12 protein-coding genes are annotated in these 14,498 nt (G+C 61.6%); 7 read left to right on the plus strand and 5 right to left on the minus strand.

The genetic code is table 11. The features are described 5' to 3' along the window. The first annotated feature begins 131 nt into the window (after positions 1-131). Both IVB22_RS30630 and IVB22_RS30635 read left to right on the plus strand, forming a co-directional pair. Positions 132-1,370, plus strand: a complete 1,239-nt coding sequence (locus IVB22_RS30630; protein ID WP_247520881.1) for a putative DNA modification/repair radical SAM protein — start codon at positions 132-134, stop codon at positions 1,368-1,370. A gap of 99 nt (positions 1,371-1,469) precedes the next feature. Beyond that, the gene (locus tag IVB22_RS30635; protein ID WP_247520882.1) at positions 1,470-2,927 is read left to right on the plus strand and encodes a UdgX family uracil-DNA binding protein; all 1,458 of its coding nucleotides are present in this window, start codon (positions 1,470-1,472) and stop codon (positions 2,925-2,927) included. A 402-nt stretch (positions 2,928-3,329) separates the two neighbouring features. Here the strand turns inward: IVB22_RS30635 and IVB22_RS30640 are convergent, their stop codons facing one another. Beyond that, the gene (locus IVB22_RS30640) at positions 3,330-3,800 is read right to left on the minus strand and encodes a VOC family protein (RefSeq protein ID WP_247520883.1); all 471 of its coding nucleotides are present in this window, start codon (positions 3,798-3,800) and stop codon (positions 3,330-3,332) included. Positions 3,801-4,145: 345 nt separating this feature from the next. On the opposite strand from IVB22_RS30640, the gene ppk2 reads away from it, so the two are divergent. Next, a complete protein-coding gene (ppk2, locus tag IVB22_RS30645; RefSeq protein ID WP_247520884.1) occupies positions 4,146-5,072 on the plus strand; it encodes a polyphosphate kinase 2 in 927 nt (308 codons plus the stop codon). Positions 5,073-5,303: 231 nt separating this feature from the next. On the opposite strand, the gene IVB22_RS30650 is transcribed toward ppk2, so the two are convergent. Both IVB22_RS30650 and IVB22_RS30655 read right to left on the minus strand, forming a co-directional pair. Next, entirely contained in the window at positions 5,304-6,476 is a 1,173-nt protein-coding gene (locus tag IVB22_RS30650; RefSeq protein ID WP_247520885.1) for a M20 aminoacylase family protein, read from the minus strand. A gap of 142 nt (positions 6,477-6,618) precedes the next feature. Continuing rightward, positions 6,619-7,791, minus strand: a complete 1,173-nt coding sequence (locus IVB22_RS30655; RefSeq protein ID WP_247520886.1) for a M20 aminoacylase family protein — start codon at positions 7,789-7,791, stop codon at positions 6,619-6,621. Positions 7,792-7,940: 149 nt separating this feature from the next. Between IVB22_RS30655 and IVB22_RS30660 the strand changes: the two genes are divergently transcribed. The 4 genes from IVB22_RS30660 (at position 7,941) to IVB22_RS30675 (ending at position 12,466) form a co-directional block, all read left to right on the plus strand. Further along, complete coding sequence (locus IVB22_RS30660; protein WP_247520887.1) at positions 7,941-9,560, plus strand: GMC family oxidoreductase; 1,620 nt, start codon at positions 7,941-7,943, stop codon at positions 9,558-9,560. Between the two features lie 8 nt (positions 9,561-9,568). Continuing rightward, a complete protein-coding gene (locus tag IVB22_RS30665; protein WP_247520888.1) occupies positions 9,569-10,477 on the plus strand; it encodes an alpha/beta fold hydrolase in 909 nt (302 codons plus the stop codon). Positions 10,478-10,721: 244 nt separating this feature from the next. Then, complete coding sequence (locus tag IVB22_RS30670) at positions 10,722-11,822, plus strand: LLM class flavin-dependent oxidoreductase (protein WP_247520889.1); 1,101 nt, start codon at positions 10,722-10,724, stop codon at positions 11,820-11,822. 89 nt (positions 11,823-11,911) lie between these two features. Next, positions 11,912-12,466 (plus strand): flavin reductase family protein, encoded by a 555-nt coding sequence (locus tag IVB22_RS30675; RefSeq protein ID WP_247520890.1) that lies wholly within the window; start codon positions 11,912-11,914, stop codon positions 12,464-12,466. Between the two features lie 223 nt (positions 12,467-12,689). On the opposite strand, the gene IVB22_RS30680 is transcribed toward IVB22_RS30675, so the two are convergent. Then, positions 12,690-13,028: a nuclear transport factor 2 family protein gene (locus tag IVB22_RS30680; protein ID WP_247520891.1), complete on the minus strand. Its 339-nt coding sequence runs from the start codon at positions 13,026-13,028 to the stop codon at positions 12,690-12,692. Positions 13,029-13,922: 894 nt separating this feature from the next. After that, positions 13,923-14,072, minus strand: coding sequence for a hypothetical protein (locus IVB22_RS30690; protein WP_247520892.1), 150 nt, complete (start codon positions 14,070-14,072; stop codon positions 13,923-13,925). Positions 14,073-14,498: the final 426 nt, after the last annotated feature.

Genomic DNA, 14,498 nt, shown 5'->3' on the forward strand with positions numbered 1-14,498 from the left:
CTTCTTCCCGAGTGAACCCGCGGCTGGCTCATTTGTTCATGATATGTTCTAATATAAAGCTAACCGGCCCGGCAGAGTCAATCGGGATCGACACTTTCGCGATTCACGAATGGAATCAAAGGGATTCAACGATGGATGTGCAACGTAAGCTGGAAATCCTGGCGGATGCCGCGAAATACGATGCTTCCTGCGCTTCCTCCGGCACAGAGAAGCGGGATTCCAGCGACGGCAAGGGCCTTGGCTCGACCGCGCCCGGCATGGGCATCTGCCATTCCTACGCGCCGGACGGACGCTGCATCTCGCTGTTGAAGGTGCTGCTTACCAACGCCTGCAATTACGATTGCTTATATTGCGTCAACCGCACTTCTTCGAACGTGCCGCGGGCGCGCTTCACGGTCGACGAGGTGGTGAAGCTGACGATCGACTTCTATCGCCGCAACTACATCGAGGGATTGTTTCTCTCCTCCGGCATCATTCGCAGCGCCGACTACACCATGGAGCAGGTGGTGAGCGTCGCGCGCAAACTGCGCGAGGAGCATTACTTCCGCGGCTACATTCATCTCAAGACCATCCCTGAGGCCGACGATGCGCTGATCGCGGAAGCCGGCAAATATGCCGACCGCCTCAGCATCAATATCGAAATGCCCTTGGAAAAGAGCCTCGCCAAATTCGCTCCGGAAAAGGACGTGCGGGCGATCCGCCGCACCATGGGCCGGCTGCGCTTGAAGCTCGATGAGGCAAAGGAGAATGGCGAGATCGCGACAAAAGCAAAGCCACCGCGATTTGCGCCAGCCGGCCAGAGCACGCAGATGATCATCGGCGCTGACACCGCCAGCGACAAAACCATCCTCGATACCAGCGCCAATCTCTACGGCTCCTACCGTCTCAAGCGCGTCTATTATTCGGCCTTCAGTCCGATCCCGGACGCCAGCCGCGCGCTGCCGCTGGTCCCGCCCCCGCTCCTTCGCGAGCACCGGCTCTATCAGGCCGACTGGCTGATGCGGTTTTACGGCTTTGACGCTGGCGAGATCGTCGACGAGGCCAAAGGCATGCTGCCGCTCGACATCGACCCGAAACTGACCTGGGCGCTGCGCCACCGCGACCGCTTTCCGCTCGTTGTTTCGACCGCCAGCCGCGAAGAGCTGTTGCGGGTTCCCGGCTTCGGCACCAAGGCAGTCGACCGTATCATCGCCACGCGCCGCCTGACGTCGATCCGCGTCGCCGACCTGGCGCGGTTGCATATCCCACAGAAGAAGGCGCTGCCGTTCATCGTGCTCAGCGATCACCGGCCATCGCCGCATCTGCTCGATGGCGCGGAGCTGACGGAGCGGTTCAAACCGAAGACGACGCAGTTGGGATTTGGGTTCTGAACCCACAGCTGTCATTGCGAGCGAAGTAAAGCAATCCATCGCGCCGCGAAGAAAGAATGGATTGCTTCGCTACGCTCGCAATGACGAGGAGGAGAGAAAATGAATTTCATCACCCTCGACAGCGAAACCGATTTCGACGGCTGGCGCAAAGCCGCCCGCGCGCTGGCACTGAACGATGTGAAACCTTCCAACGTAACATGGCGCGTGGCGGGCGATGCGCCCGAACTGTTCGAGCCGACGGCCGCGCCGCTGGAGCCACCACCCGGCACGTTCAACGTACCGGCTAAATTCGTTGAACTGGCTGAAATTGCGATCCTGCACCGCAACCCCGAGCGGTTCGCCCTGCTCTATCGTCTGCTGTGGCGGCTGCGCAGCAACCACGATCTGCTCGACATCGCGACCGATCCCGATGTGGCTGAAGTCGCCGCCATGGCCAAGGCCGTGCGCCGCGAAGAGCACAAGATGCACGCCTTTGTCCGCTTCCGCGAAGTCGGCCGCGAGCAGACATCGCACTTCGTCGCGTGGTTCGAGCCGGAGCACCACATCGTCGAACTGGCCGCGCCGTTCTTCGCGCGCCGTTTCGCCGACATGCCCTGGTCGATCCTGACGCCGGACGCCTGCGCGCATTGGGACGGCCATGCCGTCTCGATCACGCCGGGCGTCAGCCAAAGCGAAGCTCCGACCGCGGATCGGCTGGAGGAAACCTGGCGGCGCTACTACGCCAGCATTTTCAATCCCGCCCGGCTGAAAGTGCTGGCCATGCATAAGGAGATGCCCCGGAAATACTGGCGGAACCTGCCGGAGGCCTCGATGATTAAACCCCTGATCGAAGACGCCGGACGTACCGCAAGCGCGATGATCGCGAACCCGGCGACGGAGCCGCACAAGCCTCAAAAGCGGCTGGAACCGGCCAAGGTAAACGACCAGGCAAGCGAAATGGCCCGCAAACACGCCGACGATATCGAGACGCTGCGCGAGGAAGCCGCCGGTTGCCGCGCCTGCCCGCTCTGGAAAGACGCCACGCAGACCGTATTCGGCGAAGGCCAGCAAACGGCGCGGATCATGCTGGTCGGCGAGCAGCCCGGCGACAAGGAAGATCTCGCCGGCAAGCCGTTCGTCGGGCCTGCGGGGCAAATGCTCGACCGCGCTTTGGAAGAAGCCGGGATCGACCGCCGCAAGGTCTACGTCACCAATGCGGTCAAGCATTTCAAGTTCGTGCCGCGCGGCAAGATCCGCCTGCACCAGAAGCCGAACACGCCGGAGATCAAGGCGTGCCGGCAATGGTACGAACGTGAACTGGCCGCGATCAAACCCGACCTTGTGGTGGCAATGGGCGCCACCGCGGCGCAAAGCGTGTTCGGGAAAATTACGCCGATCAACAAGAACCGGGGCCGCCCGATCGATCTCGACGACGGCACCAGGGCGCTGGTGACGGTGCACCCGTCCTATCTGTTGCGATTGCCCGATGCCGATGCCAAGGCACGGGAATACCGGCGCTTCGTCGAGGACCTCAAAATCGCCGCTGACGCGCTGCGAAAATCAGCACGTGCGGCCTGAATTTCGCCAATCCGGCAGTCGCAATTTCTGGTGAAATATAACGGGAAAAATTGACAATCCGATTCACAACCATTAATTGATTAAGAACACAATCGCATTCTCAAGGGAATGTGGGACGTCTGGTCACGCCAGGACGCTCCCATACGGTCGACGCGCTGCGCGGTACCCCTTCAGCCCCGGCGCCGTGCAGCGCGCGACCACTCTTCCTCCTGCCTTGTGGCGCCGCAGCGCGCGTCGCGCCCGGCGTTTCATCCGCCAGCCCAAACAAATCCGTCGCAGCGGCAAATAGCGATGCGTTCTAGAGTCTCGTTCCGATGGAATCGGAACGGGACGCGTTTTCTTGACGCGAACCGGCCTCCACCCACGGATCAAGTCCGAGGGCATGCTTCGCTGGAAAACGCTCTAACCCCTCGCCGCGGCCTCCAGTTCTGCAATGTCGAACTTGACCATCTTCAGCATGGCCTCCGCGACGCGCCTGGCCTTGTCGCGGTCGGGATCATTCATCAATTCACCGAGCCGTCTGGGCGCGATCTGCCAGGAGAGACCCCAGCGATCCCTTAGCCAGCCGCATTGCTCGATCTTGCCGCCCTCCTTCAAGGCATCCCACAGACGGTCGATCTCGGCCTGCGTGTCGCATTCGACCATGATCGAAAAGCTGTGGTTGAACGGATCGAGGGGGCCAGCCTCAATCGCCATATAGCGCTGGTCGCCCAGGGTGAAGGCTGCGATCTTGACGCTGCCCGCGGGACCACTCGGGCTCTCGGCAGGCAGGGACGAAACCCAGTCGACCGATGAGCCGCGGACGAGCGAGGTGTAGAAACCGATCGCGGCCTCCATGTCCTTCTCGAACCAGAGATGCTGCGTGACCTTCATCGGTGCGGCCTCCTTTATCTGATATTCGGCCGCACGCGCGCGGCCGCTTCTGTACCAAGGACGGATGGAGGAGGCCGGCGCCCGACAGCGCGATTAAATTTTTGTAACGGACGATCAACCCCTGAACCAACAAACTGGTTCAAGCGGCATCACTTCACCTCTCCAGCAGCCATGTGCTGTCATCCGGCGTCGCCGGCACGATGGCGGCCAACGGCTCGGGCCTGCAGATGGCGGACGCCGGAACCAAACTCCGGCCTTCTGCTTTCCGCAGGGTACCCTGACCGATGATTACGGCAGGGCATCGATGTCCCACGCGAACCCAACGCTATGCAGCCGGAGCCCGCCATGACCAAACTACCCCTGAATGGCACGACGCCGATCCAGGACCGCATTCAGGCGGAAATGCTGGATAGTTTCGATGAGGAACTGGAACTAGAAATCGACGACGATCGCCTCGATGCGCTGACCAATGAATTTGCCGACCATACGGCACAGGAGACGATCGATCGGCGCGTCTACTTCAAGGAATTGTTCCGTCTGCAGGGTGAACTGGTAAAATTGCAGACTTGGGTGCAGCACCACAAGCTCAAGGTGGTGGTGATTTTCGAGGGGCGCGATTCCGCCGGCAAGGGCGGCGTCATCAAGCGCATCACCCAAAGACTCAATCCGCGGGTCTGCCACGTCGCGGCGCTTCCGGCGCCGAACGAGCGTGAGCGCACGCAATGGTATTTCCAGCGTTACGTTCCGTATTTGCCGGCCGGCGGCGAGATCGTGCTGTTCGACCGTAGCTGGTACAACCGCGCTGGCGTCGAGCGGGTGATGGGCTTCTGCACTGAAGACGAGGTCGAAGAATTCTTCCGGTCGGCGCCGGAATTCGAGCGTATGCTCGTGCGCTCCGGAATCATCCTCATCAAGTACTGGTTTTCCATCACTGACGAAGAGCAGTATTTGCGCTTCACGATGCGGATCCACGATCCGCTCAAGCAGTGGAAGCTCAGCCCGATGGATGTGGAATCGCGCAGCCGCTGGGAGCAATACACCAAGGCCAAGGAAGCAATGCTGGAGCGTACCCACATTCCGGAAGCTCCCTGGTACCTGGTCGAAGCCGACGACAAGAAGAAGGCACGGCTGAACTGCATTGCGCATCTGCTCGAGCAAATTCCCCACCAGGAAATCAAGCGCGAGCCGGTGGTACTGCCGCCGCGGGTTCGCAACCCGGAATATAGCCGCGGGCCGATTCCACCCGAAATGTACGTGCCGGAGCGCTATTGAGCGGCGGACTGCGCGCGCCGGGGATACGGCTTGATGACACACGGCTGCGCATTTCCGGATGCCGCTGGAAATCTCGATCGCGACGTCAGATATTGAAGACGAGGCATCTACCCGCATTTCAAGTCGCGGTTGAGCGACAAAAAAATGAAGGCCCGCACTCGAGATACGGGCCTTCCTTGATGTGACCTCGCACTTCATGTGCGATCGAAGTTGAAGTGGCGTTGTGCGCTTTTACGCCGCGGCCAGCTTGTTCTCGACCAGCTTGATCCAGTACGAGGTGCCGTACACGATCGCCTCGTCGTTGAAATCATAGGCGGGGTGATGAAGCCCCGCGCTGTCGCCGTTGCCGCAGAAGATGAAGGCGCCCGGCCGCGCTTCCAGCATGTAGGAGAAATCTTCCGCGCCCATGAGCGGCGGCATTTCGTGGACGTTCTGGGCGCCGGCGACTTCCTTGGCCACCCTGGTTGCGAACTCGGTCTGCTCGGCATGGTTCTTGGTCACGGGATAGCCGCGCTCATAGACGAGATCGATCTTGGCGCCGGTCATCTTGGCCACGCCCTCACACACCTCGCGGACCCGCTTCTCGACCAGTTCGCGCACTTCCGGGGTCAGGGTGCGGACCGTGCCCCGGAGCTCGGCGGTCTGCGGAATCACGTTGCGGGCGTTGCCGGCGTGGAACTCGCAGATCGAGATCACGGCTGAGTCCAGGGGATCGAGGGTCCGCGAGACGATCGACTGCAGGGCAGTAATCACCTGCGAACCGACGAGCACGGAATCGATGCATTTGTTCGGGCGCGCGGCGTGGCCGCCGAGCCCTTCGATCTTGATGTCGATCGAGTCGGTCGCGGCCATTACCGGGCCGGGGCGGATGGCAAAGGAGCCGACCGGAATCCCCGGCCCATTATGCATGCCATAGACCTGCTCGATGCCGAACCGGTCCATCAGACCGTCCTTGATCATGGCGGCGGCGCCCGCGCCGCCCTCCTCGGCCGGCTGAAAGATCACGACAGCGTCGCCGGCGAAATTCCTGGTCTCGGCGAGATATCGCGCTGCACCCAAAAGCATCGCGGTGTGGCCGTCATGGCCGCAGGCATGCATCAGGCCCGGCGTCTTGGAGGCATGGGGAAGGTTGGTCGCTTCCTCGATCGGCAGCGCGTCCATGTCGGCGCGAAGCCCGATCACCTTGATCTCGCCATTGCCGGGCTGTTTGCCCTTGATGACGCCGACGACGCCGGTCTTGCCGAGGCCAGTGGTCACCTCGTCGCAGCCGAACTCGCGCAAGCGGTCTGCCACGAATGCTGCAGTGCGGTAGACGTCGTACAGCAATTCAGGATTTTCATGGATATCGCGGCGCCAGGCCTGAATATCGGGTTGCAGATCGGCGACGCGGTTGACGATGGGCATGGGAATTCTCTGGCCTCAAAGGTTGGAATGCTAGTGCTTCTGTAGCATGCAAGCGGCGGTCCACCCAACACTCTGCCTCACAGTCCCCATCCGCCCGGAAGCCTGGCCGACCCCGGCGAAGGCTTAGGCAACCCTTGGCGGGTCACGCGGCCAGCGTGTTCTCGACCAGCTTGATCCAGTAAGAGGTGCCGAACACGATCGCCTCGTCGTTGAAATTGTAGGCGGGGTGATGCAGCCCTGCGCTGTCGCCGTTGCCGCAGAAGATCAGCGCGCCCGGCCGCTGCTCCAGCATGAAGGCGAAGTCTTCGCCTGCCATCAGCGGCGGCATCACATGCACATTGGCATCGCCGGCGATTTCCATGGCCGCCCGCGTCGCGACATCCGTCTGCTCGATATGGTTGACCGTTACCGGATAGCCGCGATCGTATGTCAGATCGATCCTGGCGCCGGTGGCCTGCGCTACGCCGGCGACGACCTCGCGGACCCGCCTTTCCACCATTTTCCGCACGTCGCCGTTCAGGGTACGGACGGTGCCCGCCAGCTCCGCGGTTTGCGGGATCACGTTGCGGGCGTGGCCGGCGTGAAATTCGCACATCGAAATGACAGCCGATTCCAGCGGGTCGACGCTGCGCGACACGATCGACTGCAGCGCCGTAATCAACTGCGCGCCGACAAGGACGGAATCGATGCATTGGTTCGGACGCGCGGCGTGCCCGCCGCGCCCCTCGATCTTGATGACGACGGCATCGCCGCCGGCCATGATCGGGCCGGGCCGAAGCGCGAACGAGCCGACCGGAATGCCCGGACCGTTATGCATGCCGTAGACCTGTTCGATGCCGGAACGGTCCATCAGCCCGTCCTTGATCATCGCAACCGCGCCCGCGCCGCCCTCTTCTGCCGGCTGGAAGATCACGACCGCATCGCCGGCGAAATTGCGGGTCTCCGCGAGATAGCGCGCCGCACCCAGCAGCATGGCGGTGTGGCCGTCATGGCCGCAGGCGTGCATCAGACCCTTCGTCCTGGAAGCGTAGGGCAGATTGGTCGCCTCCTCGATCGGCAGCGCGTCCATATCCGCCCGCAGCCCGATGACCTTCACCTCACCCTTGCCGGCGGGCTTGCCGCCCTTGATGACGCCGACGACGCCGGTGCGGCCGAGACCGGTAACGACCTCGTCGCAGCCGAACTCCCGCAAACGGTCCGCCACCAATGCCGCAGTGCGGTGCACGTCGTAGAGCAGTTCCGGGTGTTCATGAATATCCCGGCGCCAGACCTGGATGTCGGGTTGCAACTCGGCGACGCGGTTGACGATGGGCATGGAGATAACAGGCTTTCCAGGTTGAACGCTTCTGCCCCTGTAGCATGCAAGGCGCGGTCCACCCAACAGCCTCAGGAGACGCCGGGCTTGTCCCGGCCATCCCCGTCTGACTATTAGGACGGAAAGAACGTTAAGGGTGGAAACCAAAGATGCCGCGAAGGCTTGAAGGCGATTTCGACTATATCGTGGTTGGCGCGGGCACGGCCGGCTGCATCATGGCCAACCGGCTGTCGGCCGATCCGAAAAACCGCGTGCTGATCCTCGAGGCCGGCGGCAACGACAACTGGATCTGGTTTCATATCCCGGTCGGCTATCTCTTTGCGATCGGCAATCCCCGCTCGGACTGGATGTTCAAGACCGAGGCAGAGCCCGGGCTCAACGGGCGGGCGCTCGCCTATCCGCGCGGCAAGGTGATCGGCGGCTCTTCCGCCATCAACGCCATGATCTCGATGCGGGGGCAATCCGCCGATTACGATCACTGGCGGCAGCTCGGCCTGATCGGCTGGGGCTATGACGACGTAAAGCCGCTGTTCAAGCGGCTGGAGGATCATTTCCTGGGCGAGAGCGAACATCACGGCACCGGCGGCGGCTGGCGGATCGAGGCGCCGCGGCTGTCCTGGGCCATTCTCGACGCGGTCGGCGATGCGGCCGAGGAAATGGGCATCAAGCGCATTGCCGATTTCAACACCGGCGACAACGAAGGCACGAGCTACTTCCACGTCAACCAGAAGCGCGGCCGGCGCTGGTCCTCGGCGCGCGGCTTTCTCAAGCCGGTACTGAACCGCGGCAATTTGCGGCTGGAAAAAAACGTGCTGGTCGACCGCTTGATCGTCGAGCAAGGGCGCGCGGTCGGCGTACGCTTCATGCAGGGTAGTGAAGTGGTCGAGGCCCGAACCAAAGGCGAAGTGATTTTGTGTGCGGGATCAATCGGATCGACGCAGGTCTTGCATCGATCCGGCATCGGGCCCGCGGACTGGCTGTCGCCGCTCGGCATCGACGTCGTGCTCGATAAGCCGGGCGTCGGGCGCAATCTGCAGGACCATCTGCAGCAGCGCGCGATCTACAAGGTCGAGGGCGTGCGCACGCTGAACGAGACTTACTGGTCGCTGATGCGGCGCGGCCTGATGGGGCTCGATTATGCCTTCCGCCGCCGCGGCCCGCTGACCATGGCGCCGTCGCAGCTCGGCATCTTCACCCGCTCCGACCCACGCCGCGAACGCGCCAACATCCAGTTCCACGTGCAGCCATTGTCGCTCGACAAGTTCGGCGATCCCCTGCATCGCTTTCCCGCGATTACCGTCAGCGCCTGCAACCTGCAGCCGACCTCGCGCGGCACCGTGCGGATTCGCTCGGGGATGCCCGACGAAGCGCCGTCGATCGCGCCGAATTATCTGTCGACCGACGACGACCGTCAGGTCGCCGCAGATGCCATCCGCACCACGCGGCGCCTGATGAAGCAAAAGCGGCTCGAACGCTATCGCCCGGTAGAATACCTGCCCGGCCCCACCGTCGGCGACGACGACGCCTCGCTGGCGAAAGCCGCCGGCGATATCGGCACCACGATCTTCCACCCAGTGGGGACAGCGAAGATGGGCACGGCGAATGATGCCATGGCCGTCGTCGACGAGCGGTTGCGGTTCTACGGGATCGCCGGCTTGCGCGTCGCCGACGCCTCGGTGATGCCGACGATCACGTCGGGCAACACGAATACGCCGACGGCGATGATCGCGGAGAAAGGCGCTGCGATGCTTCTGGAGGATGCGAGGTAGTTCCTCCCATGACGAACCCCAAACGGATTTCGGTCGGACCTGTCGGCGAACACATTGCGCTTGCCCGATGGGGCGAGGACGGCTCGGGCAAACCGCCCGCGCTGCTGTTGCACGGCACCGGCTTTGTCGCCGAGGTCTGGGATGAGGTCGCCCGTGAATTGGCGTCGCGTTACACCGTCTATGCGCTCGACCGCCGCGGCCATGGCGACAGTCACAAGCCGGCGGCCGACCGCTATCACTTCCAGGATTTCGCCGAGGATTTGTGTCGGGTGATCGAGGCGCTCGACCTGTTAGATATATTCGGTATCGGCCACAGCGCAGGCGCCACCGATCTCCTGCTCGCGGCGAAACTTTTGCCGCAGCGCTTTTCGCGCCTGTTCGTGATGGAGCCGACCGTCATGGATCCGCATGCGATCCGCGCCGATGGCCCCGGATTGAGCGACAGGTCGACCGCTGCTGTGCAGAGCGTGCTGCGCCGCCAGGCCGAGTTCAACAGCGCCGAGGCGGCGTTCCAGCGCTATCGCGCCGCGCCTGCGTTTGCGACATGGTCCGAGTCCTCGCTCTGGGCCTACATCCGGCATGGCTTCGCCCCTCTGAGGGACGGCCGGGTACGACTGCGCTGCACGCCTGAAATCGAGTCCGCCATTACTCTCCGGATTTGTGAGGCGATGGAGCAGGTCTACACCGGAGACGGCCGCGGCAATCCTTTCGCGTGGCTGACCGATATCGACTGCCCCGTCTGCGTTGCGACGACCGAACAATCGTGGGCGATCTATAAAATGATGGCATCACGGGCCGTGGCGCTGATTCCGCAAGTCAGCGAATGGCGTTTTGCCGGGGTCGGTCACTGCGTCGGCCAAGAGGACCCAAAACTCCTGCTTGGTGCCCTGCAAATATTCGAAGCGAAAGACCGCTAGATCCATCCGGGCTGCCTGCCATACATGCCGGCGCCGCTTTATGTCTCACGATTCAAGACTTGTCTTGCGACAAGTGAGACGCGCGCCCGCGCGTTGCTCATGGACCACGGGCTATTTGCGCCCGAAGGCCGGCCCTTGCGGCGAAAATCGAGGCCGATCCCTGATGGCACACCGCTTGCTCCATTGCCGGAACCGCGCATCAAGACGCGTCCGCAAGCAAGTAGACACTATCGAGGAGAACACCATGGAGATCGGCTATTTCACGATGCCTTCGCATCCGCCGGAGTGCGGGTTGAAGGAAGGGCAGGATTGGGACCTCCAGGTTCTGCGCTGGCTCGACGAGCTCGGCTATCAGGAGGCCTGGATCGGCGAACATCACACCGCGCCCTGGGAGCCCCATCCCGCGCCGGACCTCTTGATCGCGCAGGCCCTGCTGCAGACCAAGAACATCCGCATCGGCCCCGGCGGATTCCTGCTGCCCTATCATCATCCCGCCGAACTCGCCAACCGCGTGGCGATGCTCGATCATCTTTCCGAGGGAAGGCTGAATTTCGGCGTCGCGGCCAGCGGCCTGCCGAGCGACTGGGCGATGTTCAATGTCGACGGCATGAGCGGCCAGAACCGCGACATGACGCGGGAGGCGCTTGAGATCATCCTGAAGCTGTGGAGCGATCCCGCGCCCTTTACCTACAAGGGCAAGTTCTGGACGGTGACAAAGCCGGACACGATGTTCGATTTTCTCAAACCCCACATCAAGCCGGTGCAGGCCCCGCATCCGCCGATCGGCGTCGCCGGGCTTTCCAAGAACTCCGATACGCTGAAGCTCGCCGGCGAGCGCGGCTTCATCCCGATGAGTCTCAACCTCAATCCGGCCTATGTCGGCAGCCATTGGGACTCGGTGGAAGCGGGCGCGGCGAAAGCCGGACGCAAGGCGAACCGGCAGGACTGGCGGCTGGTGCGCGAGGTGTTCGTCGCCGATACCGACGAGGAAGCCTGGAAGCTCTCGGCCGGCGACATGATGGGCCGGATGATGGGCGAGTATTTCCTGCCGCTGCTCGGGCATTTCGGCTTCAAGGATTATTTGAAGCACGCGCCCGATGTGCCCGACAGCGACGTTACGGTCGACTATTGCGCCCGCCGCAACTGGATCGTCGGCTCGCCTTCCACCGTCGCCGAAAAGATCGAGACCATCTATCAGGAAGTCGGCGGCTTCGGCGTGCTGCTGGTTTTCGGCTTCGACTACAAGCACAAGCCCGAGGCGTGGCGCCATTCGCTCGAACTGCTGCGGCATGAAGTGATGCCGCGGCTGAAGCATCTCGGCGCCGACCGAATCAAGGCGGCTTGAGAACGGAAGCTGCGGATGCGGGACGATCGTTCCGCATCCGCTGGTCCGCGTTTAACCACAACCACCCGCATCACCCTGGGGATCGAGGCATGAATATCGACGCGCCAAGTTTCAAGCAGGCCATGCGCGAATGCGCCGGCGCCGTTGCGCTAGTGACGGTAGGCACGGCGCCAGGGCAACGCACCGGCCTGACGGTCACATCCGCCTGTTCGCTGTCCGACAAGCCGCCGTCGCTCATTGCCTGCGTCAATCGCAATGCGAGCGCGCATGCGCGCATCGGCGAGGAACGCGCCTTCGCCGTCAACTTCCTGCATGAGGAGCACGCGCTGCTGGCGCTGACCTTCAGCGGGCAGAAGGGCATCAACGGCGAGGATCGCTTCGCCTTCGGGCGCTGGACCACCGGCGTGACCGGTACACCGATCCTGGAAGATGCCGTTGCCGCCTTCGATTGTGTGCTGACGCAGGAATTCGAAACAACAACCCATTCGATATTCGTGGGTGAAGTACGAAACGTGTCCCTGTCCGCGCAGAACACGCCCCTGCTCTATCTCCGCGGAAGTTTTCACGGCACGCGCGAGATCAGGGATGCGCTCTCGCTCGGCGACGTCGATGCCAGACGGCTGAGCTGGAGCGATTTTTCCTGACGCTCGCATGGCGGCCTTTGCACGACGATGCGATCAGGCATCCACATCGAGAAGATCAACGAGCCTTTTCTGTTCCGCGATGGCGGCAGCCCGGCCAAGTATGGTGCAGGGCTCAACTTTGCGATCGAGCGCGGCTGGCCACGCTGCACGAATCCGGGACCTTCGTCACCTTCACGCCTGAAAGCGCGGAATTGTTTGCTTGAATGCGAGTGTCTTGGTTCGTTTAGGTGCGGCTGTCGTAAACGGGGCCGCATTGGCTACGAACGATCTGGCCAGCATCATTGTATTCCAGTGTCGCCTGCACGGTTCCGCCCGGCACTTCATATGATACCAAAATCCTGTCGCCGGCCGTCTCCAAGCCTTGAAGCTCACCCGCGGGTTTCTCATCGAACCGTTGCCGCCAGTATTCGATAAGCGCGCTACGGCCGATTACCGTCGCTTGTCCATTGCAGCCGCACTCCAGCACAGCGTCCGGGCCATACAAATCAACAATCGAAAGGGTGGCAGCGCGATAGGCGTCAAGCCAGTCAACCGCTGCGGCCATCGGGTCAAAGGAACTCATGATCCTACCTACCTGCCAAAAGGCGGATTAGAACGAGTCTAAATGAACGTTGCCTGAATGTGATGTTCGAAAGAGGCCAACGGATTCATTTTGCCGATTTTTCCCGAATCCAAGTCCCTAATGTCGGCTGCCAAACAGACTGAAAGGATCAACCGGCCTTTAATCAGCGATGGGCGAGCTTAAGAGGAACTCCATGGCTCAACGGCGCAAGCGCGTCATTTACACGGCGACTTTTGAAGAACGCCTAGCGGAAGAGGCGATTAAGTTTAAAGCAGCCGCCGAAAAGCGCCCTCCTACTTTTGCGGCGTGCACGGCAGGCCGAGACGGCACCACACATCAACAATCGGCTTCGATCTCCCGGACTACAGCCGCCCAAGGCACTAGAAAATTTAGTTTCCAATCAGAAGAAGTAAGGCCGAACCCCCGTGTCCTAAACTAGCCAGGGGATCGTATGAGGCATGAAGGCAGCGAGCATTGAGTTTAGCGGGCACACGATTGCCTGTCTCATTCGTAACCAGTCCGAGACTGGAGCGGCCTTGGAGTTAGTCAGCACGATCAAGCTTCCGGCACAATTTACATTGGTAGTCGCCTATGACCGCATCAGATGCATCGCTATTTGGCGAACGGGAAAGATGATCGGAGTCAAATTCCTCTTATAAGTCGCTGGGGCCATAAAATGGCCCCAGCGCTGCCGTGCGCCGAGGCCATTCAAGTCGTCGACCTTCAGCCATCAGAGCGCGATCGCCGCAACTCCCTGCTGAGTTTAAGATCAGAATAGGCGTGAATTGCTTATCCGCACCGAGTTGATTCACGCGCTGCCCTGCCACCCAAACACTCGTAGCGAATGCGACAATGACCGTCGCGCTCGCACACTGCATCTCCCACTCCCGTGAACTACTCATGAAGATCTACCAATTTGAGATAATCACCGTTGACGCTTGTCGCGGCGTGACCGGTCACCACTACAGCCGCCGTCGAGATTGCCATCAGGGTCAAGGCGGCGAACATGATGCCAATCAATTTCAAAGCGCGCTCATCTGCCATCGCGAAGCGTCCTTCAACGACGAGAAAAACCCGACCGGCGTTCCGACTCGGGCCTTTCCCTCCCTCTAGCAATTCCGCTTAATGAACAGCACGAAGCAAATAGTATCCGACGCCGCCAACAACGATCACGGTCGGGACGGCCCAAAGCAATAAGACTGGCATGTACGCCTCCTCCAGAGAGCTGCCCATCGATAAACGCAGGCCTGTTGCCACTTGTTCCCGTTATAAGTAGCCATAGAATGCTACCTTCCCCGAGTCGGGTCGGTGAGAACTGAGTGCACTTGGGGAACAAACGAGAAGTGCTTCTGGGTCGGTTGCTTTCGAACGGCAGCTAGGAAAAGCTTAAATCGCCGCAGCGGACGATGGCCTACCGCACTAACGATAGCCTTTGCAGTTCGCCTCTTTGTATTCGCGCGAATTGCGCCG

This window comes from Bradyrhizobium sp. 190, assembly GCF_023073415.1.
Classification (GTDB): domain Bacteria; phylum Pseudomonadota; class Alphaproteobacteria; order Rhizobiales; family Xanthobacteraceae; genus Bradyrhizobium.

Coding starts and splice junctions, on each gene's coding strand:
- IVB22_RS30660 (WP_247520887.1), top strand. CDS start 7,941: ATGCCGCGAAGGCTTGAAGGCGATTTCGACTATATCGTGGTTGGCGCG.
- IVB22_RS30680 (WP_247520891.1), bottom strand. CDS start 13,028: ATGAGTTCCTTTGACCCGATGGCCGCAGCGGTTGACTGGCTTGACGCC.
- IVB22_RS30630 (WP_247520881.1), top strand. CDS start 132: ATGGATGTGCAACGTAAGCTGGAAATCCTGGCGGATGCCGCGAAATAC.
- IVB22_RS30690 (WP_247520892.1), bottom strand. CDS start 14,072: ATGGCAGATGAGCGCGCTTTGAAATTGATTGGCATCATGTTCGCCGCC.
- IVB22_RS30655 (WP_247520886.1), bottom strand. CDS start 7,791: ATGCCCATCGTCAACCGCGTCGCCGAGTTGCAACCCGACATCCAGGTC.
- IVB22_RS30675 (WP_247520890.1), top strand. CDS start 11,912: ATGAATATCGACGCGCCAAGTTTCAAGCAGGCCATGCGCGAATGCGCC.
- IVB22_RS30650 (WP_247520885.1), bottom strand. CDS start 6,476: ATGCCCATCGTCAACCGCGTCGCCGATCTGCAACCCGATATTCAGGCC.
- IVB22_RS30635 (WP_247520882.1), top strand. CDS start 1,470: ATGAATTTCATCACCCTCGACAGCGAAACCGATTTCGACGGCTGGCGC.
- IVB22_RS30665 (WP_247520888.1), top strand. CDS start 9,569: ATGACGAACCCCAAACGGATTTCGGTCGGACCTGTCGGCGAACACATT.
- ppk2 (WP_247520884.1), top strand. CDS start 4,146: ATGACCAAACTACCCCTGAATGGCACGACGCCGATCCAGGACCGCATT.
- IVB22_RS30640 (WP_247520883.1), bottom strand. CDS start 3,800: ATGAAGGTCACGCAGCATCTCTGGTTCGAGAAGGACATGGAGGCCGCG.
- IVB22_RS30670 (WP_247520889.1), top strand. CDS start 10,722: ATGGAGATCGGCTATTTCACGATGCCTTCGCATCCGCCGGAGTGCGGG.